This is a genomic window from Collinsella sp. CLA-ER-H8, from assembly GCF_040092335.1.
Lineage (GTDB): Bacteria > Actinomycetota > Coriobacteriia > Coriobacteriales > Coriobacteriaceae > Collinsella.
The window spans coordinates 1-23,352 of sequence record NZ_JBBNLU010000017.1; the positions used below are offsets into that span (position 1 = coordinate 1).

The 23,352-nt window shown below is 58.7% G+C and carries 15 protein-coding genes and 1 rRNA gene; 12 read left to right on the forward strand and 4 right to left on the reverse strand.

What is annotated here, in order from left to right; genetic code table 11:
- Positions 1 to 10: 10 nt before the first annotated feature.
- The 4 genes from rrf to uvrB all read left to right on the forward strand — a co-directional run bounded on the left by rrf (position 11) and on the right by uvrB (position 3,826).
- Positions 11 to 126 (forward strand): 5S ribosomal RNA (gene rrf / locus AAAX72_RS08870).
- A 192-nt stretch (positions 127 to 318) separates the two neighbouring features.
- Complete coding sequence (gene coaE, locus AAAX72_RS08875) at positions 319 to 960, forward strand: dephospho-CoA kinase (RefSeq protein ID WP_349130038.1); 642 nt, start codon at positions 319 to 321, stop codon at positions 958 to 960.
- Entirely contained in the window at positions 953 to 1,534 is a 582-nt protein-coding gene (locus AAAX72_RS08880) for a lytic transglycosylase domain-containing protein (RefSeq protein ID WP_349130039.1), read from the forward strand. Before coaE ends, AAAX72_RS08880 begins: the two co-directional genes overlap by 8 nt.
- Before the next feature lie 51 nt (positions 1,535 to 1,585).
- Positions 1,586 to 3,826: an excinuclease ABC subunit UvrB gene (gene uvrB, locus AAAX72_RS08885; RefSeq protein ID WP_055286969.1), complete on the forward strand. Its 2,241-nt coding sequence runs from the start codon at positions 1,586 to 1,588 to the stop codon at positions 3,824 to 3,826.
- 65 nt (positions 3,827 to 3,891) lie between these two features.
- On the opposite strand, the gene AAAX72_RS08890 is transcribed toward uvrB, so the two are convergent.
- From AAAX72_RS08890 to AAAX72_RS08905, 4 genes are all read right to left on the reverse strand, one after another.
- The gene (locus tag AAAX72_RS08890; protein ID WP_349130040.1) at positions 3,892 to 5,532 is read right to left on the reverse strand and encodes an FAD-dependent protein; all 1,641 of its coding nucleotides are present in this window, start codon (positions 5,530 to 5,532) and stop codon (positions 3,892 to 3,894) included.
- An 80-nt stretch (positions 5,533 to 5,612) separates the two neighbouring features.
- Positions 5,613 to 6,884, reverse strand: a complete 1,272-nt coding sequence (locus AAAX72_RS08895) for an NAD(P)/FAD-dependent oxidoreductase (protein ID WP_271748699.1) — start codon at positions 6,882 to 6,884, stop codon at positions 5,613 to 5,615.
- The gene (locus AAAX72_RS08900) at positions 6,885 to 7,715 is read right to left on the reverse strand and encodes an Mrp/NBP35 family ATP-binding protein (RefSeq protein WP_271748698.1); all 831 of its coding nucleotides are present in this window, start codon (positions 7,713 to 7,715) and stop codon (positions 6,885 to 6,887) included.
- A 145-nt stretch (positions 7,716 to 7,860) separates the two neighbouring features.
- A complete protein-coding gene (locus AAAX72_RS08905; protein ID WP_271748697.1) occupies positions 7,861 to 10,014 on the reverse strand; it encodes an LTA synthase family protein in 2,154 nt (717 codons plus the stop codon).
- Between the two features lie 193 nt (positions 10,015 to 10,207).
- Here AAAX72_RS08905 and uvrA point away from each other — a divergent pair, with 193 nt between their 5' ends.
- From uvrA to AAAX72_RS08945, 8 genes are all read left to right on the forward strand, one after another.
- The gene (gene uvrA, locus AAAX72_RS08910) at positions 10,208 to 13,087 is read left to right on the forward strand and encodes an excinuclease ABC subunit UvrA (protein ID WP_271748696.1); all 2,880 of its coding nucleotides are present in this window, start codon (positions 10,208 to 10,210) and stop codon (positions 13,085 to 13,087) included.
- Positions 13,088 to 13,219: 132 nt separating this feature from the next.
- Positions 13,220 to 13,720, forward strand: a complete 501-nt coding sequence (gene ybaK, locus AAAX72_RS08915) for a Cys-tRNA(Pro) deacylase (RefSeq protein ID WP_117848725.1) — start codon at positions 13,220 to 13,222, stop codon at positions 13,718 to 13,720.
- A 105-nt stretch (positions 13,721 to 13,825) separates the two neighbouring features.
- Positions 13,826 to 15,406, forward strand: coding sequence for a murein biosynthesis integral membrane protein MurJ (gene murJ, locus AAAX72_RS08920; protein ID WP_117759563.1), 1,581 nt, complete (start codon positions 13,826 to 13,828; stop codon positions 15,404 to 15,406).
- A gap of 6 nt (positions 15,407 to 15,412) precedes the next feature.
- Positions 15,413 to 17,353, forward strand: coding sequence for an excinuclease ABC subunit UvrC (gene uvrC / locus AAAX72_RS08925; protein WP_349130043.1), 1,941 nt, complete (start codon positions 15,413 to 15,415; stop codon positions 17,351 to 17,353).
- Between the two features lie 365 nt (positions 17,354 to 17,718).
- The gene (locus tag AAAX72_RS08930) at positions 17,719 to 19,332 is read left to right on the forward strand and encodes an ABC transporter substrate-binding protein (protein WP_035138897.1); all 1,614 of its coding nucleotides are present in this window, start codon (positions 17,719 to 17,721) and stop codon (positions 19,330 to 19,332) included.
- 157 nt (positions 19,333 to 19,489) lie between these two features.
- Complete coding sequence (locus AAAX72_RS08935) at positions 19,490 to 20,446, forward strand: ABC transporter permease (protein ID WP_035138896.1); 957 nt, start codon at positions 19,490 to 19,492, stop codon at positions 20,444 to 20,446.
- Between the two features lie 3 nt (positions 20,447 to 20,449).
- Entirely contained in the window at positions 20,450 to 22,465 is a 2,016-nt protein-coding gene (locus AAAX72_RS08940; protein ID WP_099431432.1) for a dipeptide/oligopeptide/nickel ABC transporter permease/ATP-binding protein, read from the forward strand.
- Positions 22,466 to 23,293 carry an ATP-binding cassette domain-containing protein gene (locus AAAX72_RS08945; protein WP_117848735.1) on the forward strand — a complete coding sequence of 276 codons (828 nt, stop codon included), beginning with the start codon at positions 22,466 to 22,468 and terminating at the stop codon, positions 23,291 to 23,293. It begins immediately after the preceding gene.
- Positions 23,294 to 23,352: the final 59 nt, after the last annotated feature.

A 23,352-nucleotide genomic window follows, 5' to 3' on the forward strand; every position in this document is an offset into this window, starting at 1 on the left:
CCGCCCACCGGTCAGCGGCCAGAGCATGGGGGGCACGCCCGGTCCCGTTCCGAACCCGGAAGCTAAGCCCCATCGCGCCGAGAGTACTGCGGGGTCAGCCCGTGGGAGGCCAGGGCGCCGCTGACCGATGGACGGCACCGAGCCGTCGGATGACATGGAGAAGGGGGAGGCCTCGCGGCCTCCCCCTTTTTTGCGTTATATACACGTTGTACTTTGGGACCTAGCTCCCCCGTATGCGCTCTTACTGTTTGGCTGTATTTTGAGTCCATCTAGTGTATTTGAGCGATAATTACTCGCATTGGCGTTAGGGAGGGCTTGATGTTTACCGTATTTGTCTTGGGCAATATTGCTTCGGGTAAGTCGACTGCCTGCCGCTATTTCGAATCTCGTGGCGCTATGCTTATCGATCTGGATGAGCTTGCAAAATCTCTGTATGTGCCGGGCTCTGATATCGTCAATACTCTCGCGGATGAATTCGGTTGGGACATTTTGGATGAGGAGGGCGGCATTCGCCGCAGCATCCTCGGTTCTCGAGCTTTCGCTTCTCCTGATTCGGTCGCACGACTCAATGGCATCGTGCATCCCGTTCTGATTGAACAGCTTTCGCTTAGGATTCTCGATCCGGTTTGTTGTACGGTTTCATCTCCCCGTTACCCCTTTGCGGTGGTCGAGGTTTCTGCTCCGACTGGTTTTGAGGATGCATTTGGCTTGGCTGATGAAATTCTGGTCATTAGCGCCCCTTTGTCAGTTCGTCGCGAGCGCGCTATTCAACGTGGCATGGAGCCATCTGATTTCGATGCCCGTTCTGCTTGTCAGCCCGATGAGTCTGCGCTGTGCAATCTCGCTACAACGGTGATTGATAATGCCTCAGGCGATAATTCGCTCTTTGAGCAGCTTGACTCATGGCTTGCATGCCATGGGTTCGGGGATGTAGTGGATAAGGAGGAGGCTGATGCCTAAGACACGTTTCCTTACGTGGTATCGCCTTATACCGCTAGCTGCCGTTTTTGCCTTCGGCCTTATCTCATTCGTTTACTCGTATGCTCCTGCCGCTTTCTTTAAGCCGCTGTATCCGATTGACTACGAGGCGTATGTAAAGCAATCCAGTATTTCGCATAATCTGGATCCGTATCTGGTGTGCGCTGTCATTAAGTCTGAATCGAATTGGGATCCCGAGGCCGAGTCGAATCAGGGTGCTCAGGGATTGATGCAGCTGATGCCCGAGACTGCCCAGGATATGATCGCCAAGGGCCTTGTCGACGGTGGCGAGTATTCGGCCGACAACCTTAACGATCCGGCTACGAATATCGAGTTTGGCTGTGCGTATCTCTCGTATCTTCTAGCGTATTTTAACGGGTCGACTGACAGTGCCATTGCCGCCTATAACGCCGGCATGGGCAATGTCGACGGATGGGCGCAGCAGAGTACGTCGCTTCATAATGCAATCACCTTTCCCGAGACGCAGGCGTATCTGATTCGTGTCAATAATGCCTGGGCTCGCTACAAGACCCTCTATCCCGATCGGTTCGTATAGGACTATGCCTGCCGCCTGCGTATACTGCAGATATATGAGTTAGGAGTATCCATGGCGGAATTTGAAGTAGAACGCGTTGGTGGTGAACTTAAGCGCTTTGGCGTTGAAGGCTCTGACGTGCCGTTTAAGGTCGTGTCTCCCTATGAGCCTGCCGGTTCCCAGCCTAAGGCCATTGAGTCGCTTGTGCAGGGCGTGAGGGACGGAGACCGCTATCAGGTTTTGCTGGGCGTGACTGGTTCGGGCAAGACCTTCACGATGGCAAAGACTATTGAGGCCCTGGGAAAGCCGACGCTGGTCATGGCTCCGAATAAAACGCTCGCCGCTCAGCTTGCGAGCGAGCTCAAAGAGTTCTTTCCCAACAACGCTGTGGTCTACTTCGTCTCGTACTACGACTACTATCAGCCCGAGGCGTATGTGCCGCAAAGCGATACATATATCGAGAAAGACTCCTCGATTAACGAAGAGGTTGAGATGCTGCGACATCAGGCGACCGCATCGCTGCTCTCTCGACGCGATGTGATCGTTGTCGCATCGGTCTCGTGTATCTATGGCATTGGCTCTCCTGAGGACTATGCGGGTCTGGCTCCAAACGTCGACAAGAAGGTGCCGCTCGAGCGCGATGACTTTATCCATGCACTTATCGACATTCAATATGATCGCAATGACTATGACCTGGCACGCGGCACGTTCCGCGTGCGCGGCGATGTTGTCGACGTGTATCCGCCTTATGCCGAGCATCCGTTGCGGTTTGAGTTCTTTGGCGACGAGGTTGAGCTGATTGCCGAGATCGATGAGGTCACCGGTGAGATGCTTCGTGAGTACGAGGCCATCCCCGTATGGCCGGCATCGCACTACGTGACCGAGAAGCCGAAGGTCAAGGCGGCTCTGAAATCGATCAGCGAAGAGTGCGAGAAGCGCGTGGCGGAGCTCAAGGCGACCGACAAGTTGCTCGAGGCGCAGCGTCTGCAGCAGCGCACCGATTATGATCTTGAGATGCTCGAGACGATGGGCTTTTGCAACGGCATCGAGAACTACTCGCGTCATCTGGACGGTCGCAAACCGGGTGAGCCGCCGTTTACCCTAATCGATTACTTTCCCAAGGATATGCTCTGCATCATCGATGAGAGCCATGTGACGGTGCCGCAGATTCGCGGCATGCACGAAGGTGACCGCTCGCGTAAGGTGACGCTGGTGGAACACGGTTTTCGCCTGCCCTCCGCGCTCGATAACCGCCCGCTTCGTTTCGATGAGTTTGAGGCAAGGATACCCCAGTTTATCTATGTTTCGGCCACGCCGGGCGACTACGAGCTGCGGGTGAGCCAAAACGACGTGGAGCAGATTATTCGTCCGACCGGCCTGCTCGACCCCAAGATTGACGTGCGTCCAGTACGCGGCCAGATTGACGATCTTGAGGACGAGATTCGCGAGCGCGTTGCCCGCAAGGAGCGCGTGCTGGTGACCACGTTGACCAAGCGCATGGCCGAGGACCTGACCGACCATCTGCTCGACGCGGGCATTAAGGTCAATTACATGCACTCTGATACGGCGACAATGGACCGTGTCGAGATCCTGCGAACGCTGCGCGAGGGCAAGATCGATGTTCTCGTTGGCATCAACCTGCTTCGTGAGGGCCTGGATCTTCCCGAGGTCTCACTGGTGGCAATTCTCGACGCCGATAAGGAAGGCTTCTTGCGCAACCGCCGTTCGCTGATTCAGACGATTGGCCGCGCGGCCCGTAACGCCGATGGCGAAGTCATCATGTATGCGGACGTTGTGACCGATTCGATGAAAGAGGCCATCGAGGAGACGCGGCGCCGCCGCGAGATTCAGATGGCATATAACGAAGAGCATGGCATTGTGCCCAAGACGGTGCGCAAGGCCATCAACGACATCTCAAGTTTTATTGCCGAAGCCGAAAAAACCGTGGGTTCCAAGGGGCGCTCGAAGGGCGACTCCCTTGGCCATGGCGCATTCTATACGCCCGATGAGTCGGGCGAGGGCGGCGTGCCGGAAACGGTGGCACCCGAGCAGACACTTGCGGAGCAGTTGGAAGAACTGCCGCATGACGAGCTTGTGCGGATCGTCGAAACCATGGAAGAGGATATGCGCAACGCTTCTGCCGCCATGGACTTTGAGGAGGCGGCGCGCCTGCGCGATGCCGTCGTTCAGATTCGGGCGATGCTCGAGGGTGCGTCTGAGGACGAGACGATCGAGCGCTTACGTTCGCAGGCCCGCAAGGGTTCCACGTTCGCATCGGGCAGAAAACGCCAGGGTGCACGGTTTAAGAAATAGCGAACAGGCCCCGAGTTCCCTGTGGAGCTCGGGGCCTGTGTCTTTTGCGTGCTGGAATTCGTGCGCTAGAGGTCTGCGATCAGGGCTTCGGCACAACGAATGCCGTCGGTGGCCGCGCTCATGATGCCGCCGGCATATCCAGCTCCCTCACCGCAAGGGTAGAGTCCCGGGGTCGACACGGCATGGCACGTTCGGTCTCGGGTGACAGTAACCGGTGAGCTCGAACGAGTCTCCACGCCGGTAAGAACGGCATCGGGGCGGTCATAGCCTCGTAGCTTTTTTCCGAGTAGAGGAAGTCCCAGGCGGAGCGACTCGATGATATGCTGCGGCAGGGCTTCGTCAATTGCCGTCCAGGTCACACCGAGCGGATAGGTGGGCTTTACCTTTCCGGGTGCCTTGCTGGCGCGTCCTGCGAGGAAATCTCCGACGAGTTGTGCCGGTGCGTTCCAGTTGGAACCACCCAGGCGATAGGCGGCCGCCTCGCAGGCACGCTGGAGCTCGATGCCGGCGAGCGGGTCATCGTTGGGAAGGTCCTCAGGCGTGACGTTAACGAGCAGGGCGGCGTTTGCGTTGCGTCCGTCGCGGGCATTGAGGCTGGCGCCGTTGACGCACAGGTGGCCCTGCTCGGAAGAGGCGGCGACAACCTGCCCGCCGGGGCACATGCAAAACGAGAACACGCTGCGGCCGTTGGGAAGATGGGCGACGAGCTTGTAGGGGGCTGCTCCGAGGGCAGGATGCCCCGCCGAGGCTCCATATTGGGCTCGGTCGATGTCGCGCTGCGGATGCTCGATGCGAACGCCCATGGCAAAGGTCTTTTGTGCGAGGGCCACGTTGTGGTCCTTAAGGAGCTCAAAAAGCTCGCGAGCAGAATGCCCGCAGGCGAGGATGAGGTGCTTTGTCTCAACTGGCTCGTAAGCGGCGTCTTGGGACGATTGGACATCGATACCGGTGATGGCGCCAGACGCGTCGATGCGAATGTCGACGAGCTTTGTTCGATAACGGACGACACCTCCGAGCTGCTCGATGCGCTGGGATATAGCGGTGACAACCGTGGGAAGGATGTCGGAGCCAATGTGCGGCTTGGCATCCCACAGAATATCGCGGGGCGCGCCCGCCTCGACGAAGGTTTCGAGGATAAGGCGATGGGCGGGATTTTTGGTTCCCGTATTGAGCTTGCCGTCCGAGAAGGTCCCCGCGCCGCCCAGGCCAAACTGGATATTGCTCTCGGGGTCGAGGATGCGCTCCTTTAGAAAGAGGTCGATCGCCTGCGAGCGGCGAAATGCCGGGTCGCCGCGCTCGATAAGCAAGGGCTTAAGACCTGCTTCGGCGAGCGTGAGCGCAGCGAAAAGGCCGGCGCATCCGGCGCCGACAACGACGGGGCGCTCTTTGGATGCGTCGGAAATGGGGGAGGGGAATGAAGGCTCATCGTCTTCTATCGCGCGTACGCGCGAGCGGTCACGTTCGGAAACGCTGTCGACCACTTCTCGCTCGAGGTGGGGACTGGTCAGCTCAACACGAAAGCTCAGGATAAAATGGACGTCTCGTTTTTTGCGAGCGTCGATTGACTTGCGGTGGAGCTCGATGGACTTGATCTCGGAGTCCTTGCAACGTAGGACGCGCTTGGCGACTCGCTTGCCAACAATGAGGCAGGCATTTTCATCGCCGGCTTCATCGAGCGAAGCGTTGACTTGGGTGATTTCGATCATCGAGGTCTCCTTAGAGGCAAGAAAGAGGCCGTCCGGTATCCCAGACGGCCCGAATGCGTTTTTGATTATAGACTGCGCGGCTACAGGCTGCTTGCAGCGCGAATGCCCGAGAGCCATGCCCACGCAAGGTTAAAGCCTCCGCAATCGGCGTCGATGTCGAGCGCTTCGCCACAGACGTAAAGCGGGGCGTCGACAACGCTGCGCGCGCGTAGGCTGGGTGTTGAGATACTCTCGACAGATACGCCACCACGCGTGACCTGCGCCGAGCGCTCCTCGGCTGTTCCCTCGACGAGCAACTTAAAGTGCTTGAGGATCGAGACCAGGTGGATGACATCGTTGGAGCCTGGATGGCACTGCTCGAACGCCGTGCAGACGACGCGGGAGAGTTGCGGGGCGAGCATGCCGTCGAGCCAACGGGGATCGCGGGGCGAAAAGCCGCCGAGCAGCTCAACGCGCCGGTTGAGCATATCGAGCAGCTCGTCTTTGGAGAGGTCGGGGAAAACGTCGAGCAGGATCGTATCACCGCGCTGGATACGACGGGAGAGGTTGAAGACAGCGACGCCCGAGATGCCGAAGGCTCGAAACAGTACTTCACCGTCTTCGTGCCAGAGCTCACTATGGTTACGGGTGAGCGTCAAGCGGGCGCGGACGCGCAGACCATCCAACGTCTTGAGTGCCGCCCGATCGCCAACGACCGTTGCCGATACGGGGCAGAGGATGGGGCGCAGCGAGGTGAGGGGGAGGCCAAACGTATCGGCGATACCGGTGGGGTTGCCGCCCGTGGCGATAATTACGGCATGTGCCTCCAGGGCCTCGTTCTTGCGAGGGACATCGGCGAGCGCTTTCCGAAGCGAGCGGAGCTCCGATTTTCGGTCGTCGTGCTTCTTTGCCTTGAGTGCCCGCGCTGGACGGTCTATTTGGAGTGTCCAGCCTTCGGAAGCTTTGTGCGCCGAGGCAACGTTGGCTCCGCAGATTAAGGTGATACCTAGGCGGTCGCAAACGTTGAGAAGCGCGTCGCGCACCGATTCGGCGCGAAGGGAGCGCGGGTACAGCCGGCCTTCCTCGGAGGTTGTCATGATGCCCAGCGAGGAGAAGAAACCCATAAGCTCTTGTTCGGGCCGGGGGCCCATAACGGATTCAACGAATGCGGGGTGGTTATACCGCTGTGGATCAATCGATTCGTTGGAGAGGTTGCAGCGGCCGTTGCCGGTCGCAAGGAGCTTAAGGCCGCAGGCGACATCGCGCTCAACGATGCAGACGCTTTTGCCAGCTCGTGCGGCCGTAATGGCGGCGGCGAGGCCTGAAGCCCCGCCGCCGATTACCAGGACGTCATAGAAGGCGCTCGCGTTCACTTAGGCCTCGTCGGTCTCGTGCGGGGTAATGGCCTCGACGGCAGAGACTGCCTTGGGCAACATGCCATCGGGCAGTGCGGTCTCGACCTCGCCCTTATCGCAGGCCTCGGCGAGTGCCGGATTAATGGGAAGCTGGCCCAAGATGTCGAGGTTATAGCGCTCTGCGACCTCGGGGAGCTTGCTCTTGCCAAAGACCTCGATCTTCTTGCCGCAGTCGGGGCACTCAATATAGCTCATGTTCTCGACAATGCCCAGAATGGGGACGTTCATCTTCTCGGCCATGTTGACCGCCTTGGCGACGATCATCGAGACCAGATCCTGCGGGCTCGTGACGATGACGATGCCGTCGACGGGCAGTGACTGGAAGACGGTGAGAGCGACGTCGCCTGTTCCCGGAGGCATGTCGACCAGCAGGTAGTCGATGGGGCCCCATGAGGTCTCGCTCCAGAACTGCCTAATGGCGCCTGCGATGACCGGACCGCGCCAAAGGACGGGGTCGGTCTCGTTTTGGAGCAGAAGGTTGGAGCTCATGACCTTGACGCCGCGCTCGGAGATTTCAGGCAGCATGAGGTTGCCAAGGGCATGGACGTGGCGTCCGCTCATACCGAACATCTTGGGGATAGAGGGACCGGTGATGTCGGCATCGAGGACGCCGACCTTGTGGCCGTGACGGGCAAGCTCGGTGGCGATGGCACCGGTGACAAACGACTTGCCGACACCGCCCTTGCCGGAAAGCACGGCGATGACGCGTTTGACCTCGGACAGCGTATTCTCCTCAAATTGCGACGGCGACGTTTGTCCGCCGGCGGCCTGTGCGTGCTCGCAACCCATGTATGACTCCTTTGTATATGTTGGGGCCGGGGCCCCGTGATGTGACACGAGCGTCATTGTACCCTCGTTTGCGAGCGGGAGTCATTTACGATGCATTTGGGCCGAGCGTGCTTGCAATACGATGGGTCCAAGCGAATGGGCGGGCTTACTGAACTTTGCTGGCGAACTCGAGGTATTGCATGCGCTGCAGCTTGTCGATCGTCGAGGCGTATGGGCTGTCTTCAGATTCCAAGTCGTAGCGCAGCCCGTCGGCACCAAGGTAGCCGGCGACATTGATGGTGGGCACATCTGACCTTGTTGCAAGCAGAGCCTTTTGATAGTCGGTGAGCGGGGCGCCGATCTTATTAAGGGTAATGGCTGCAACCTCGTTTGCCCCGACGGTGTCGTAGACGTTGAGCTCGGTATTGCCGGCGATTTCATAGTTAGCCCAGACAAAATATGTCGACTGATAGATACGGAAAGCGTGGCTTGCCGTATCTTCCTGAGGGTACAGCTCGTCGTTGAGAGTCGTTGCGGCGCTCGGCTGATGGTCGCCAAAAAAGACAAGGACAACCGGTCTGCCGATATTGCGGAGCTCGTTGATAAAGTACTCGAGGTCCCGGTCGGATGCGTTGATGCAGGTAAGATAGGTGTTGAGCGCGCTATTGGTACCCTCGCTGGCTCCCTCGACCCAATAGTTTGTCAGCTCCTCGGCGGGAACGGTGCCATAGTCGTAGCCGCCGTGATTTTGCATCGTGACGTCAAAGATGAACTGCGGGGCTTCGTCGGTTCTAAGCAGGTCGAGTATCTTGTCGTAGGTGGCGTAGTCGCATACGCCGGCATGGTAACAGGGCGCACCTTCGAAATCGCCGATTGAAAGAAAGTCTCCAAAGCCCAGCTGCTGATAGATTTTATCTCGATGGTAGTTGACGGGGTTTTGCGGGTGCATAGCGGTAGCGGTATACCCAAGCTCCTTAAGGTCCTTTGCCAGGCTGTTGACGCCATTCATCTGATATAGCTGATAGGGGATTTTGCCTAATCCGACAAAGGCCGTTGTCGCTCCGGTCAAAAATTCGAATTCGGAGTTCGCCGTTCCGCCACCGGCGACCGAAGCGAGCATGGTGCCGCGAACAAGTGTGTCGGGAAGCGAGTTGTAGAATGCGGGGCCGGTGTACCCGGCCGCCTGGAGCTGCTCAAAGCACGAAAGGTCGCTAAAACTCTCATTCATGACGGCAACAATCGTCGGCTTGATTTCATTGAACTGGGCAACGGCCGCCGCGCGCTGCTCGCTCGAGCCATACGTGCTGTCGTAGGTGGCGGCGAGCTCCTGCTCGATGCTCTGCGCCTCATCGGGCGTATAGTCTTCGGGCTTCTCAATGGGCAACTCGTTGACCATTTCGGTGAACGAAGTGATAAAACCCTGAGACGCATACGTGGTGATGGGCTGCCAACGGTCAAATCCAAAATTCAGCGCCTGCTCCAAGTCGATGCTGGAAAAGCCCGAGAGCCCCACAACGGTCACTAGCAGAAAAGCGCAGAGGTTAGCGGCGATTGCGGGGAAGACATGGGTGGGCGTACGGAGCTTTCTCGGTCGGATAAGCGAAAGAAGCCCTAGGGAAATCTCCAGCAGGGCTAGAGAGGTTACGATTCCGGCGGTAAAGGTAAACTCGTATCCCTCGCTCACTTCCATTGCGGTGCCAAGGGCCAAGATATCGCTTGGCAGGATGGCCTCGCCTTTAAACGTTATGACGAAGTGCTCGGCAATGCCAAGGATGCAACAGGCGACGGGCACGAGGGCCATGACGCCTCCATGACGCTGTCCCAGCAAATAAAGGGAGAGCAGAACCGTCGCGAGCAGCCCGACGGAAAACCCGAATGAGTTGGCGGGAATGCGATAGAACGTTTCGTTACAGGCAATTTCGAGTGAAACGAACGAGAGCGCTGAAACAGCGGCGATGACAAGGATGTCACGGCAAATACAGGCAACCGTTCCCGTCGCAAGATCGGTTTGGTCGATAAGTCCCGAAACCAAGGGCTCGACAAGAAGTATGACGGCGGTAGCACCGAGCGCCGAATAAGAAAGGACCCATAGGGAATTGTCCTCATTTACGAGCAATTGATTCGTAATCCATGCAGCTACCATGCCGAGCGGGATGAGGAGCGTCGCGCACCAAAAGACGCGGGCAATGGGCGGCTTTTCATTGTGTTTGATTGAAAAATATACGCGCACCACGACGATGGCCACGATAAGGACGGCGATGAATATGGGCAGATTGGCCATGTCGCTCGAAGTGATTTCAAGGGGGATATCTTCGGTCATGGACGTTCCTCTGTTACGGCAAATTAAGTTCAGTATTAGATTACTGTAACCTTTCCACGGCATTTCGAGAAACAAAGCGCCCGATACGCAAAGCTAAAGGTCTGCGAATCTTGTATTACGAACATCTGTGCGCGTCGAGTGCGCTAAACTCATCGACAGTATGATTCGATGCAATAGGAGGCAAGGAGCTTCCATGTCTGATTCTTCTATCGTTATTCGCGGCGCTCGTGAGCACAACCTCCGTGATATCGATGTTTCCATTCCGCGTGACCAACTCGTGGTCATTACCGGTCTTTCTGGCTCGGGCAAGAGTTCGCTGGCATTTGACACTATCTATGCCGAGGGCCAGCGTCGATACGTCGAGAGTCTTTCGAGCTATGCGCGCCAGTTCTTGGGCCAGATGGACAAACCCGACTTGGATTCAATCGACGGCCTTTCGCCGGCGGTGTCGATCGACCAAAAGACGACGTCTAAAAACCCTCGCTCGACGGTTGGCACCGTAACCGAGATTTATGACTATCTGCGTCTGCTGTTCGCCCGTGTGGGCACCCCGCACTGTCCCGAATGCGGCCGCGTCATTGAGCGCCAGACGACCGACCAGGTTGCCGACAAGGTCTTGGCGGCGGGGGAGGGCCGCCGCGCGTTTGTGCTGGCACCGGTGGTGCGCGGGCGAAAAGGCGAGTATACCAAACTGTTTGAGGACCTTCGCGCCGAGGGCTTTAGCCGCGTGCGCGTTGACGGCGAAGTGCGCTCGCTCGACGATCCGATCGATCTGGATAAGAAATTCAAGCACGATATCGAGGTCGTGGTCGATCGCATCGTGATCCGTGAGAATTCTCTGGGCCGTATCGCCGAGTCTGTTGAGCAGGCGACCGCGCTGGCTCACGGCAATGTAAACGTGTACATGCTGCCCGATCGTGATGCTCCCGAGGGGACCGAGGGCGAGCTGCTGGAGTATTCGTTGGCCTTGGCGTGCCCGGAGCATGGACACTCCATTGACGATCTTCAGCCGCGTGATTTTTCGTTTAACGCTCCCTATGGCGCATGTCCTGAGTGCGACGGCCTGGGCTTTAAGAAAACCGTTGATGCCGAGGCGCTGATCGAGGACCCCTCGAAGTCCATTGCCGACGGAGTCTTTGGTAGCCTGTTTGGCAATTCGAACTACTATCCGCAGATTTTTGCTGCGGTCTGCAAACACTTTAAGGTGAGCGCCGATACGCCGTGGGAGGACTTGCCCCCTCGCGTGCGTCGTGCATTCTTGGATGGCCTGGGCGATACGAAGATCTCGGTCGACTACCAAAAGCTCGACGGACGTCGCAGCCAGTGGGATACCAAGTTTTCGGGCGTTCGCAACATCCTGTACGAACGCTATACCGAGACGACGAACGAGAACACCAAGGCGCGCCTGGAGAAGTACATTCGCGAGGAGCCGTGCTCGACCTGCCACGGCGCTCGTTTGCGCTCCGAGATGCTCGCCGTCACCGTGGGCGGCAAGTCCATTTACGAGGTTTGTTGCCTGTCGTGCCGTGAATCGCTCGAGTTTTTTGAGGGCCTGGAACTCACCGAGCGCCAACAGTTTATCGGCGGTCGTATCGTCAAGGAAATTCTGGAGCGCTTGCGTTTTCTGGTCGATGTTGGACTCGACTATCTGACGCTCGATCGTGCCTCGGCGACGCTTTCCGGTGGCGAGGCACAGCGTATTCGCTTGGCAACGCAGATCGGCGCGGGTCTCATGGGCGTGCTCTATATTCTGGACGAGCCCTCGATCGGTCTTCATCAGCGTGACAACGAGCGCCTGATCAAGACGCTCGAGCGCCTGCGCGATATCGGCAATACCGTTATCGTCGTCGAACACGACGAGGATACAATCCGTGCCGCCGACTACGTGATCGACATGGGGCCCGGCGCCGGTGTCAACGGCGGGCACGTAGTCGCGGCGGGAACGCCTGCTGATATCATGGCGTGTCCTGAGTCGATGACGGGCGCTTATCTGACCGGCAAACGAATGATTCGGGTGCCTGATGAACGGCGCAAGCCCGGTCGCGGCTGCCTTAAAATTACGGGCGCTCGAGCCAACAACCTCAAAAATGTTACTGCCAAGATCGAGTTTGGTACGCTTACGGTTGTTACCGGCGTGTCGGGATCGGGCAAGAGCTCCCTGGTTACCGACACCATTGCGCCTGCCCTTACGAATGCTATTCACCGTTCGACGCGCCCTGTGGGTCCGTATAAAAAAATCGAGGGCATCGAGTGTATCGATAAGGTTATTGATATCGACCAGTCGCCGATTGGCCGCACGCCGCGTTCCAACCCTGCTACCTATATCGGCCTGTGGGATGATCTTCGCGCGCTGTTTGCGAGTACGCCGGAGTCGAAGGCGCGCGGCTACTCGCCGGGTCGTTTCTCCTTTAATGTGAGTGGCGGGCGCTGCGAGGCGTGCAAGGGCGACGGGCAGATCAAGATCGAGATGCACTTCCTTCCCGATATCTACGTTCCCTGCGAAGTTTGCGGCGGTAAACGCTACAACCGCGAGACACTCGAGGTCACCTACCGTGGCAAGACCATCTCGGACGTGCTCGACATGAGCGTCACCGAGGCGCTGGCCTTCTTTGGGAATATCCCGCAGATTAAGCGCAAGCTCCAGACGCTGTACGATGTAGGCTTAGGCTACGTGAGCCTGGGCCAGCCCGCCACGACGCTCTCGGGCGGCGAGGCGCAGCGTGTGAAGCTCGCCAAGGAGCTTCATCGACGCCAGACGGGCAAGACGTTCTATATTTTGGACGAGCCGACGACCGGCCTTCATTTTGAGGACGTCCGCCAGCTGCTCGATGTGCTGCAGCGCTTGGTCGATGCGGGCAACACGGTGCTGGTGATTGAACACAACCTTGATGTCATCAAGGTTGCCGACCGCCTGATCGATATGGGTCCCGAGGGCGGTAACGGCGGCGGAACCGTCGTGGTTTCGGGCACACCGGAGCAGGTTGCGGACTGTCCGCAGAGTTATACGGGCAAGTTTTTGGCGCCGTTGCTCAGGCGTGACCGGGAGCGTCAGGCTCAACTTGATGCTCAATAAATAGGCGATTCAGTTTATGGGCGCCATCGACTCCTCGTGATTCGATGGCGCTTGCTGTGTCGAAGTGACGTATGCAGCCGAATTGGACATATACTTAATCTTTGCGTCCGAATGCGAGGGAAAGGATATGTCATGGCAAAGGCTGTAAAGACGCCAAAAACCAATGCGATGCGCGAGCTGGAAAGCGCCGGCATTTCCTATGTTCTACATACGTACGAAGACGATGGTGATGAGTCAGTGGGCCTGGGGGTCGCGATTTCGGAGCAGCTTGGCGAGGAGCCCGGTCAAGGATTTAAGACCTTGGTCTGCGTGACGCCGTCCAACGACCATGTCGTGTGCTGCATCCCTGTTGCCGATGAGCTCGATCTAAAGTCCGCCGCGCGTGCCGCGGGGGAGAAGTCCTTGGTCATGATGCATGTGAAGGATTTGCTTGCGGCGACTGGCTACGTTCGCGGCGGCTGCAGCCCGGTCGGTATGAAAAAACGCTACCGGACGCTCATTGATGAGACGTGTGTCCTTTGGGATACCATTTTTATTTCGGGCGGCAAGCGTGGTTATCAGCTCGAGCTTGCACCCGATGATTTAATTGCATTTTGCGGGGCGACGGTTGCCGCGATTACGAGAGAGGACTGAGCGATGCCGCAGGAAGAATTGAAGTGCGGAGCTCATTTTGCAAAAGAATCTGCGCCTCAGACACCCTCATCCGAAGTTTCTTCGTCGCGAGATGACACTGACGACATGGGCTCGTCGGACTACTCCACGGTTGGTCGTTCCGCTGGGCTTATGACCATCCTGACCATCGTGTCTCGCGTTACCGGTTTTATCCGCACGTGGGCAATGGCGGCCGCTATCGGCATGTCGCTACTCTCGTCCTCCTATCAGGTCGCCAACAACCTGCCCAATATGCTCTACGAACTCGTGATGGGTGGCATGCTCGTGACGGCGTTTTTGCCCGTGTACATGGGCGTGAGGCGTGAGCAGGGTCGCGAGGCCTCGAACGAGTACGTGGGCAACCTGCTCGGCATTCTGCTTTTGGTGCTGGGTGGCATTTCGTTGCTGGGGACCGTGTTCGCCCCGGGCTTTATCTGGACACAATCGTTCCTTTCGGGTGACGGCGGCAGCATGGATACCGCTGCGTTCATGTTCCGTTTCTTTGCCATCCAGATTCTGTTTTATGGTTTGGGTTCGGTGTTCTCGGGCGTTCTCAACGCACACCGCGACTACTTCTGGTCGACGTTTGCCCCGGTCCTCAACAATGTGATCGTCATTGCGAGCTTTATGGGTTTTGCGCCCGTGTCCGCACAGTTTGGCGAACGTGCCGGCATCATCTTGATTGCGGCCGGTACGACCCTCGGTGTCTTTGTTCAGATGGCATGTCAGATTCCCGCGCTTGGCAAGCACGGCGTGCATCCCCATATCCATATCGACTTTAAGGACCCCGCACTGCGCCAGACGATTGCGCTCGGTATCCCGACGCTGCTCGCCACGGTGTGCATGTTTGTCTCGACTTCTATCACCAACGCTGCCGCGCTGGTGGTCCAGCCCGAGACTGGTCCTTCCGTCATCGCCTATGCGCGCCTGTGGTACACGCTGCCCTACGCGCTGATTGCCGCCTCGCTTTCGACGGCGCTCTATACCGAGCTCTCTCACGACGCGCAGGAGAAGGATTACGACAGCGTTCGCACGGGCATTTCGCGTGGCGTCGCCCAGATGCTGTTCTTCCTGATTCCGTTCGCGCTGTACCTGATTGTCTTCGCGCGTCCGCTCAACATGATTTACTGTGCCGGCAAGTTTGATGAGTCCGGCGTGGCGCTGGTGTCCGAGTTCCTTGTCTACCTGGCGTTCTCGCTGCCGCTCTACGGCGTGGTCGTGTTGATGCAGAAGAGCTTCTCTGCCTTGCTCGACATGAAGCCCTATAGCCGCTATTGCCTGTATTCCGCCATCGGCCAGGCCGGCTCGGTTCTGCTGTTTGGCGTTGTGCTGGGCTTCGGTATGCCGGCAATCGCGCTTTCGTATGTCGTCGACTACGTGATCCTGGTCGGTTGCTCGCTGTGGTGGCTGCGTCGTCGTCTGCGTGGCCTTCAGGTCAAATCTATCCTGCATGGCGGTTTCTTTGGCCTTTTGCTCGGTGGCCTGGGCGCTGCCGCAGGCGCCGGCGTCATGTGGGCGCTTGAGCACTTTGTCGGGGCACTTGGCGGCTCGATTCTGATTACTCTTGGTTACGTTTGCGTTGCGGGTGTCGTCTCGCTTGCTGTTACCTTTGGCCTTGCCGTCGTCCTTAAGATGCCCGAGGTCTCGGCGCTGCTTCGTCGCAAGTAGGTGCGTGTGGCCGGTCACGACAACATTCCAACACTCGCCGAGCAGGTTTCGCGCGTTCCCACGCAGCCCGGATGTTACCTTTGGAAAGATGCCAAGGGCGATGTCATCTACGTTGGCAAGGCGAAAAACCTGCGTTCCCGTATGCGCCAGTACGTGACGCTGCAGGATGAGCGTCAAAAGATCCCGCTGATGATGCAGCTGGTGGCGAGCTTTGACTATATCGTGGTGGAGACCGAGCACGAGGCGCTTGTACTCGAGCGCAACCTGATCGGCCAGTACCATCCGTACTTTAATGTGGACCTTAAGGACGACAAGAGCTATCCCTTTATCGCTATCACCAAGAGCGACCTGTATCCCGCTATCAAATATACGCGCGAGCGTCATAAGCCGGGAACGCGTTATTTTGGTCCCTATACCGATAGCCGTGCGGCACGTGAGACGATAGATACGCTGCGCAAGGTTATCCCCATCTGCTCCGCATCCTGTGCGGAGTGGCGTCGTTGTCGTCGTATCGTCGAGTCCCACAAGGGCGAGGAAGACATCGTCAATATGATTTGCGCGCAAAACGGGCGCCCCTGCTTTGACTACCATGTCGGGCGCGGCCCGGGTGCGTGTGTCGGCGCGATTTCCCCGGCAGACTATGCCAAGAACGTCAAGTGTGTCGAGCGCTTTTTGTCGGGCCATCGCAAGGATGTCGTCGACGAGCTGACTTCCGAGATGGCGGATGCCGCCGAGGCACTCGATTTTGAGCGCGCGGCACGCGTCAAGCGTCGTTTGGAGGTCATCAGGGGTCTGGACGACCGTCAGCAAGTCGTTTTTCCCTCCAGTGTCGATATCGATGTCATCGGTTTCTATCGCGAGGAGACCATCTCTGCCGCTTGCGTCTTTGTCGTGCGTGAGGGCCGAACAGTTCGCACCTGCGAGTTCATTCTCGACAAGGGTCTTGATGTTGACGAGGAAGAGCTCCAGTCGGGCTTTCTTAAGCGCTATTACGACGAGACGGCTGATATTCCAGCTGAGATAAACCTCTCTGTCGAGCTTGAGGATGCGGAGGCGCTGGGGGAGTGGCTTGCAGGCAAGCGCGAGCGTTCCTGCCATCTCCATAGGCCGCAGCGTGGCGAAAAGCACCGTTTGCTCGATATGGCATCCAAAAATGCGCGCCATGCCCTCATGCGCTACATGATGCGAACGGGGTACGCTGACGACCGCACCAATCAAGCGCTCCTGGAGCTCGAAAGCGCGCTGGCGCTGCCGGCGCCGCCGATGCGTATCGAGTGCTTCGATATCTCGACGCTGCATGGAACCTTTACCGTCGCCTCGATGGTGGTGTTTACCAACGGACGCGCCGACAAAAGCCAGTACCGTCGTTTTAAAATTCAGGCCGAATTGGACGAGGCAAACGACTTCGTGTCGATGTCCGAGGTTTTGGGACGACGCTATGCTCCCGAGCGCATGGTCGACGAGCGCTTTGGCTCGCGCCCCGATTTGCTCGTTGTCGATGGCGGTAAGCCGCAATTGACCGCTGCGATCAAGCAACTTGAGGCTCTTGGGCTCGATATACCGGTTTGCGGCTTGGCGAAGGCCGATGAGGAAGTTTTCGTGCCTTGGGACGAGACTCCCGTCGTGCTGCCGACCGGGTCTGCTTCGCTCTATCTAATTAAACAGGTTCGCGATGAATCGCACCGTTTTGCCATCACGTTCCATCGCGAGTTGCGCGATAAAGCCATGACGGTTTCGGTACTCGATGACGTTCCAGGCGTGGGACCCACCAGAAAACGTGCCCTTATGCGCCATTTTGGCTCGATGAAGCGTTTGCGCGCGGCGAGCGAGCAAGAGATCGCGGAAGTTCGCGGCATACCTGCCGATGTTGCCAAGGCGGTCCACGAGGCGCTCGTTGCATGGAATGCCGAGCGCGCCGAGGCGGCGGCTGGCCATTCCGATAGCTAAACACGAGCCTAAACTACTGATATACATGATTGCGTGATTTTCAACCATTTATTTCGCCATGATTGCCTGCTGGTTTCGGGTTTTATTAACGCTAAAACGTTTGACTAGTCATGGTGAACAACCCTGCTATCCTGCGGGTTGACGAAGACTGATATCTCACCTCGCCGATACATACTGTCTGGCGAATCGTTTGTCAACGAATTCGGTGAACGGTAGTAAATACCGTTCAAGCGGATGTATGTATCGGTCGCCGAGCGCGGCACCTCAGTTGGGCTCGTCGGTAGGTAAGGTATATATCGTCCGCAAGTTGCGCGGGGGCAAGTCTAGGTGCTCCCGAGTAAGATTCTCTATTGATAGGAGAAGACATGGCCATCATCAACAAGGGTATGTCCAGGCGTTCGTTCCTCGGCCTCACCGGCAGCGTCGCTGCTGTCGCAGGGCTTGGTCTCACCGGCTGCGGTGGCAGCTCTAGCGACGAGGGTTCCGCTTCCGGTTCCACCGATTCCGCCAACCGTGGCGGCGGCGTGATCACCGCTGGTTCCGCTTACGCTCCGTCCAGCTTCGATCCCGCCAGCACCGGCTCCGCTGTGGGCCTGGGTGCTAACTGGCACGTCGTCGAGGGCCTCTACGGCATCGATTACCACGACTACAGCACCTTCAACGAGCTCGCCACCGACGATCCCAAGTCTGTGGACGACACCACTTTCGAGGTCACCATCCGTAAGGGTGCCAAGTTCTCCGATGGCACCGAGGTCACCGCTGACGATGTCGTCGCCTCCTACACCGCTTGCGCCGCTTCCGCTACCTATGCTCCGTTCTTCCAACCCTTCGAGTCCATCGAGGCCAAGGACGCCAGCACCGTGACGGTCAAGACCAAGGTCCCCAACTTCTCCCTGCTCAAGGATCGTCTGGCCATCGTCCGCGTTACCCCGGCCACCCAGACCGAGGAGGATCGCGCCAAGCAGCCGATCGGCTCCGGCCCCTGGATGTACGACTCTATCTCCGATACCGAGATTACCCTGGTTCCCAATCCTGAGTACAACGGTGAGTATGCTGCCGAGGATAAGAAGATCCAGTACAGCATCCTGACCGACCCCACCGCTCGCGTTACCGCTCAGCAGGAGGGCTCCACGCTCGTTATGGAGCTCGTTACCGCTGACGCCGTCGACCAGCTCGAGAGCGCCGGCTGCAAGATCGATAACGTTCAGGGTTTCGGCACCCGCTTCATTATGTTCAACGTCGCCAAGGAGCCTTGGAACAACGTCAAGGTCCGTCAGGCTGTCATGTATGCGCTCGACACCGAGAAGATGGTCAGCAACACCTTCGCCGGCCTTGCCACCGCTGCCAGCTGCTACCTGCCCAAGAGCTTCACCAACTATCATGAGGCTTCCACGGTGTACAAGACCGACGCCAAGAAGGCTAAGAAGCTCATCGAGGAGTCTGGCATCACCCCGGGTGCCATCACCCTGCGCACCACCGACAACGAGCAGATTAAGGGCATGGCCGCCCAGGTCAAGAACGATCTCGACGCTCTCGGCTTCGATGTGACCATCCAGACCGATACCTCGCCGGCCACCTACGCTGCCATCGACGGCGGCGAGGCCTACGATATCCTCCTTGCCCCTGGCGATCCTTCCTGCTTCGGCGCCGACCCCGACCTGCTGCTCAACTGGTGGTACGGCGACAACGTCTGGATGCAGACCCGTTGCCCGTGGAAGGAGTCCGCTGAGTGGCAGAAGCTCCACGGTCTCATGGACGAGGCTCTTGCCGCCGAGGGCGACGAGCAGCAGAAGAAGTGGAACGAGTGCTTCGACATCATTGCCGACAACGCTGTTCTGTACCCCGTTGTCCACGTCAAGACCGTCTCCGCTTCCTGGGACGATCCGTCCACTGCGCCCAACGGCGAGGCCCTCGATGGCTTCAAGGGCATCGGCACGACGAGCATGTCCTTCAGGGGCGTTGCGACCGTCAAGGCGTAAGACTCGCTTGAGTCTGTATGCAGGATGTCGGTCGTTGGGACCGTATCCTCATAGTTGAAACAAAGACCCGGGCGGCAACGATGTCGCTCGGGTCTTGTAATGAGTATCCGTACTCATATACCAGTTGGTCCTACCGACAAAAGAAAGGGGAGAGAACGTGAACAACTTGCTACGTTTGATTGGAAGGCGTCTTGTGGCGCTGCCGATCATGGCATTGGGCGTCACCGTCCTGGTGTTCTTCCTTATGTCGTTCTCCAAGACCGACCCCGCCTACACGGCGTTGGGTGACGGCGCCTCGCCCGAGGCGGTTGCCGAGTACCATGAGAAGTATGGTCTGGACGACCCCTGGCCCGTGCGCTACGTGCGCTATATGGGCGATTTGATCCATGGCGACATGGGCACCTATGGTGCTGCTCGCAACTCCGTTGCCAAGCGCATCTCCACGGCCCTGCCCGTCACGATGCAGCTGACCTTCATCGGTCTTGCCATCGGTGCGGTCGTTTCGTTTTTGCTCGGCGTCATCGCGGCACTGTATCGCGACAAATGGCCGGACCAAGTGATCCGCGTCTTTTCCATCGCCGGCTTGGCAACCCCGTCGTTCTGGCTTGCCGTTCTGTTGATCCTGCTGTTCTCTTCCTACCTTAAGGTGCTCCCGGCATCGGGTGCTCTGCCTCACTTCACCACGAATCCGGTTGGCTATCTGGGACGTATGATCATGCCCGCTATCGCCTTGGCATTTCCGCTGACGGGCCAGATGACTCGTATCGTGCGTACCGCCATGGTCGAGGAGCTCGACAAGGACTATGTCCGTATGGCTCGTGGCGCCGGCGTTCCCGAGAAGGTCGTCGTCGGCATCAACGTTCTTCGCAATGCGCTGATCACCCCGGTCACCACCCTCGGTCTTAAGATCGGTTACCTCATGGGCGGCGCCGTCGTCATCGAGGTTATCTTCAACCTCCCCGGCATGGGCACCGCGATTCTGCAGGGCGTTCAGGGCAACGAGGCGAACCTGGTTCAGGGCGTCGTCATCGTCGTTGCTCTCGCCTTCATCATCATCAACATCGTGGTTGACATGCTCTACCTGCTCATCAACCCGCGCATCAGGACGGTGTAGATTATGGTAAAGATTCGAGAGAAGCAAACCGAGCAGCTCGAGAAGGCTGCCTCCAAGGGGCTCAAGCTCGGTGGCTGGAAGAAGATGACGCTATCTTCTAAGATTGCCGCCGTCGTGCTGGTGCTGGTCGCCCTGACTGCGATCCTGGCGCCCCTTCTTGCCCCCTATAGCCCGGTCGAGATTTTTACGGCTCGCCAGGCTCCCGGCAACGGATTTATCTTCGGTACCGACGATAAGGGTCGCGACATTCTGTCGCGTATGCTCTACGGTGGTCGTTACTCGCTGATTATCGGCTTTGGCGCCACTGCCATGGCTCTGGTCTGCGGCTCGGTCGTGGGCGCCCTTGCAGCGGTTTCGCGCAAGGCCGTCTCCGAGACGATCATGCGTATCTTGGACATCATCATGTCCATCCCGGGCATCGCCCTCGCGGCCGTCTTTGTCTCCATCCTGGGCAACTCCGTGCCGTCGATCATCTTCGCCATTGGCTTTATGTACACTCCGCAGATTGCCCGTATCGTGCGCGCCAACATCGTGTCCGAGTACGGCGAGGACTATGTCCGCGCGGTCATCGTTTCCGGCGCCAAGGCTCCGTGGATTTTGATCAAGCATGTTCTGCGTAACTGCATCGCCCCGATCATGGTCTTCACCGTTACCCTGGTCGCCGACGCCATCATCTTCGAGGCCTCGTTGACCTTCATCGGCGCTGGTATCCAGGAGCCCACCGCTACCTGGGGCAACATCCTCGCCGACGCCCGCGGCGGCGTGCTCGCCGGCCGTTGGTGGCAGGCGCTGTTCCCGGGCCTGGCCATCATGATCACCTGCCTGGCGCTTAACATCCTCTCCGAGGGCATTACCGACGCCATGGCCGCTGCCCCCTCCGCCGCCCTGGATCCTACCGATTCCTCCAAGCGTCGCGAGGCCGACCTGCTGGTCTCCGACCCCGTTCGCGCCTACAAGGAGCAGGCCCAGTCCCTCTCCGCTCGCCTTGGCGCCCTGCGCGATGTCGAGCTCAAGCGTGACGATCGCCATGTGCCCGACGAGTCTGTTGAACCGATTCTCTCGGTCCGTGACTTCTGCATTCAGTTTGAGCATCACGGTGATATCAACGTCGTCGACCATGTCAACTTTGACGTCCGTCCTGGTCAGACCATGGGCCTGGTGGGCGAGTCCGGTTGCGGTAAGTCCATCACCACGCTGGCCATCATGGGCCTGACCGATGAGGACGAGCACCTTTCCGGCGAGGTCCTCTGGGAGGGCCGTGACCTGCTCAAGATGAGCAAGAAGGAGTGGTTCGGCCTGCGCGGTACCGATATCGCTATGGTCTATCAGGACGCCCTGTCCTCGCTCAACCCCTCCATGCTCATCTCTGCCCAGATGAAGCAGCTCACCAAGCGCGGCGGAACCCGCAGCGCCGAGGAGCTCCTGGAGCTCGTCGGCCTCGATCCCAAGCGCACGCTCGAGAGCTATCCGCACGAGCTTTCCGGCGGCCAGCGTCAGCGTGTCCTGATCGCTATGGCCCTTACCCGCGACCCCAAGCTGGTCATCTGCGACGAGCCCACGACCGCTCTGGACGTTACCGTCCAGAAGCAGGTCATCAAGCTGCTCAACGATCTTCAGGCCAAGCTCGGCTTTGCCATGATCTTCGTTTCGCATGACCTGGCTCTGGTCGCCGAGGTTGCCCATAACATCACGGTTATGTACGCTGGCCAGGTTATCGAGCAGGCACCCACCAAGGAGCTGCTCACCAACCCGATCCACGAGTACACCCGCGGTCTTCTGGGTTCCGTTCTGTCCATCGAGAGCGGTTCGGGTCGCCTGCACCAGGTGCCCGGCGCCGTTCCGAGCCCGCGCGATTTCCCCAAGGGCGATCGCTTCGCGCCCCGCTCGAGCCATCCGCGTATTGGCCTGGACACCCGTCCGGTCTTCAAGCGCGTGCCCGGTACCGAGCACTTCTATTCCGAGCTCCCCGACGAGGTGCTCAAGGCAAATGGTTTGACCCCTCACGCGGAGGTGATGTAGATGAGCGAGACCGCAGTCAACGGCGTCGAGCCGATCATCTTCCTTGATGACGTCCACGTCACCTTTAGGACCCGTACCGGCTCGATTCTGCACCCCAACCTGGTTCACGCCGTCCAGGGTGTAACGATTAAGCTCATGCCCGGTCAGACGATCGGCATCGTCGGCGAGTCCGGTTGCGGTAAGTCCACCACCGCCAACGTCATGTGCGGCCTGCAGGCCCCCACGAGCGGCAAGGTCTACTTTAAGGGCAAGGACGTTACCAAACGTACCGCCGAGGACCGTCGCCACATGGGTCGCGTCATCTCAGTCGTGTTCCAGAACCCGGCCACGGCGCTCAATCCCCGCATGGTCGTTCGCGAGCAGCTGCTCGACCCCATGCGCGTCCACAACCTGGGTACTGAGGCCGAGCAGGAGAAGCGCGTCAAGGAGCTCCTGGAGCTCACCGGTCTGCCCAGCTCCGCCGCCGAGGTTCTTCCCGGTCAGCTTTCGGGCGGCCAGCGTCAGCGCGTCGCAATTGCCCGTGCCCTGTCGCTGAACCCCGATGCCATCATCGCCGACGAGCCCACCTCGGCTCTGGACGTTTCGGTCCGCGCACAGATTCTGAACCTGTTAACCGACCTTAAGAAGGAGCTCGGCCTGGCCATGGTGTTCATCAGCCATGACATCCAGACGGTCCGCTATATCTCTGACGACATCATCGTTATGAATGGTGGCAGGATCGTCGAGCAGGGCGAGGCCAAGCAGGTCTTCCAGCACCCCCAGGACCCCTACACCAAGATGCTGCTCGGCGCTGCGCCGTCGCTGCTGCATCCCAAGCTCGGCGAGTAGCCTCGCTTTCCCTCCCGTGCGCCCGGTTCCCTTGCCGGGCGCACCTCCGTTGCGATTTC

Excerpts from the sequence above, each read along its gene's own strand:
- coaE (WP_349130038.1), top strand. The coding sequence starts at position 319 with ATGTTTACCGTATTTGTCTTGGGCAATATTGCTTCGGGTAAGTCGACT.
- AAAX72_RS08880 (WP_349130039.1), top strand. The coding sequence starts at position 953 with ATGCCTAAGACACGTTTCCTTACGTGGTATCGCCTTATACCGCTAGCT.
- uvrB (WP_055286969.1), top strand. The coding sequence starts at position 1,586 with ATGGCGGAATTTGAAGTAGAACGCGTTGGTGGTGAACTTAAGCGCTTT.
- AAAX72_RS08890 (WP_349130040.1), bottom strand. The coding sequence starts at position 5,532 with ATGATCGAAATCACCCAAGTCAACGCTTCGCTCGATGAAGCCGGCGAT.
- AAAX72_RS08900 (WP_271748698.1), bottom strand. The coding sequence starts at position 7,715 with ATGGGTTGCGAGCACGCACAGGCCGCCGGCGGACAAACGTCGCCGTCG.
- AAAX72_RS08905 (WP_271748697.1), bottom strand. The coding sequence starts at position 10,014 with ATGACCGAAGATATCCCCCTTGAAATCACTTCGAGCGACATGGCCAAT.
- uvrA (WP_271748696.1), top strand. The coding sequence starts at position 10,208 with ATGTCTGATTCTTCTATCGTTATTCGCGGCGCTCGTGAGCACAACCTC.
- ybaK (WP_117848725.1), top strand. The coding sequence starts at position 13,220 with ATGGCAAAGGCTGTAAAGACGCCAAAAACCAATGCGATGCGCGAGCTG.
- murJ (WP_117759563.1), top strand. The coding sequence starts at position 13,826 with ATGGGCTCGTCGGACTACTCCACGGTTGGTCGTTCCGCTGGGCTTATG.
- AAAX72_RS08930 (WP_035138897.1), top strand. The coding sequence starts at position 17,719 with ATGGCCATCATCAACAAGGGTATGTCCAGGCGTTCGTTCCTCGGCCTC.
- AAAX72_RS08940 (WP_099431432.1), top strand. The coding sequence starts at position 20,450 with ATGGTAAAGATTCGAGAGAAGCAAACCGAGCAGCTCGAGAAGGCTGCC.
- AAAX72_RS08945 (WP_117848735.1), top strand. The coding sequence starts at position 22,466 with ATGAGCGAGACCGCAGTCAACGGCGTCGAGCCGATCATCTTCCTTGAT.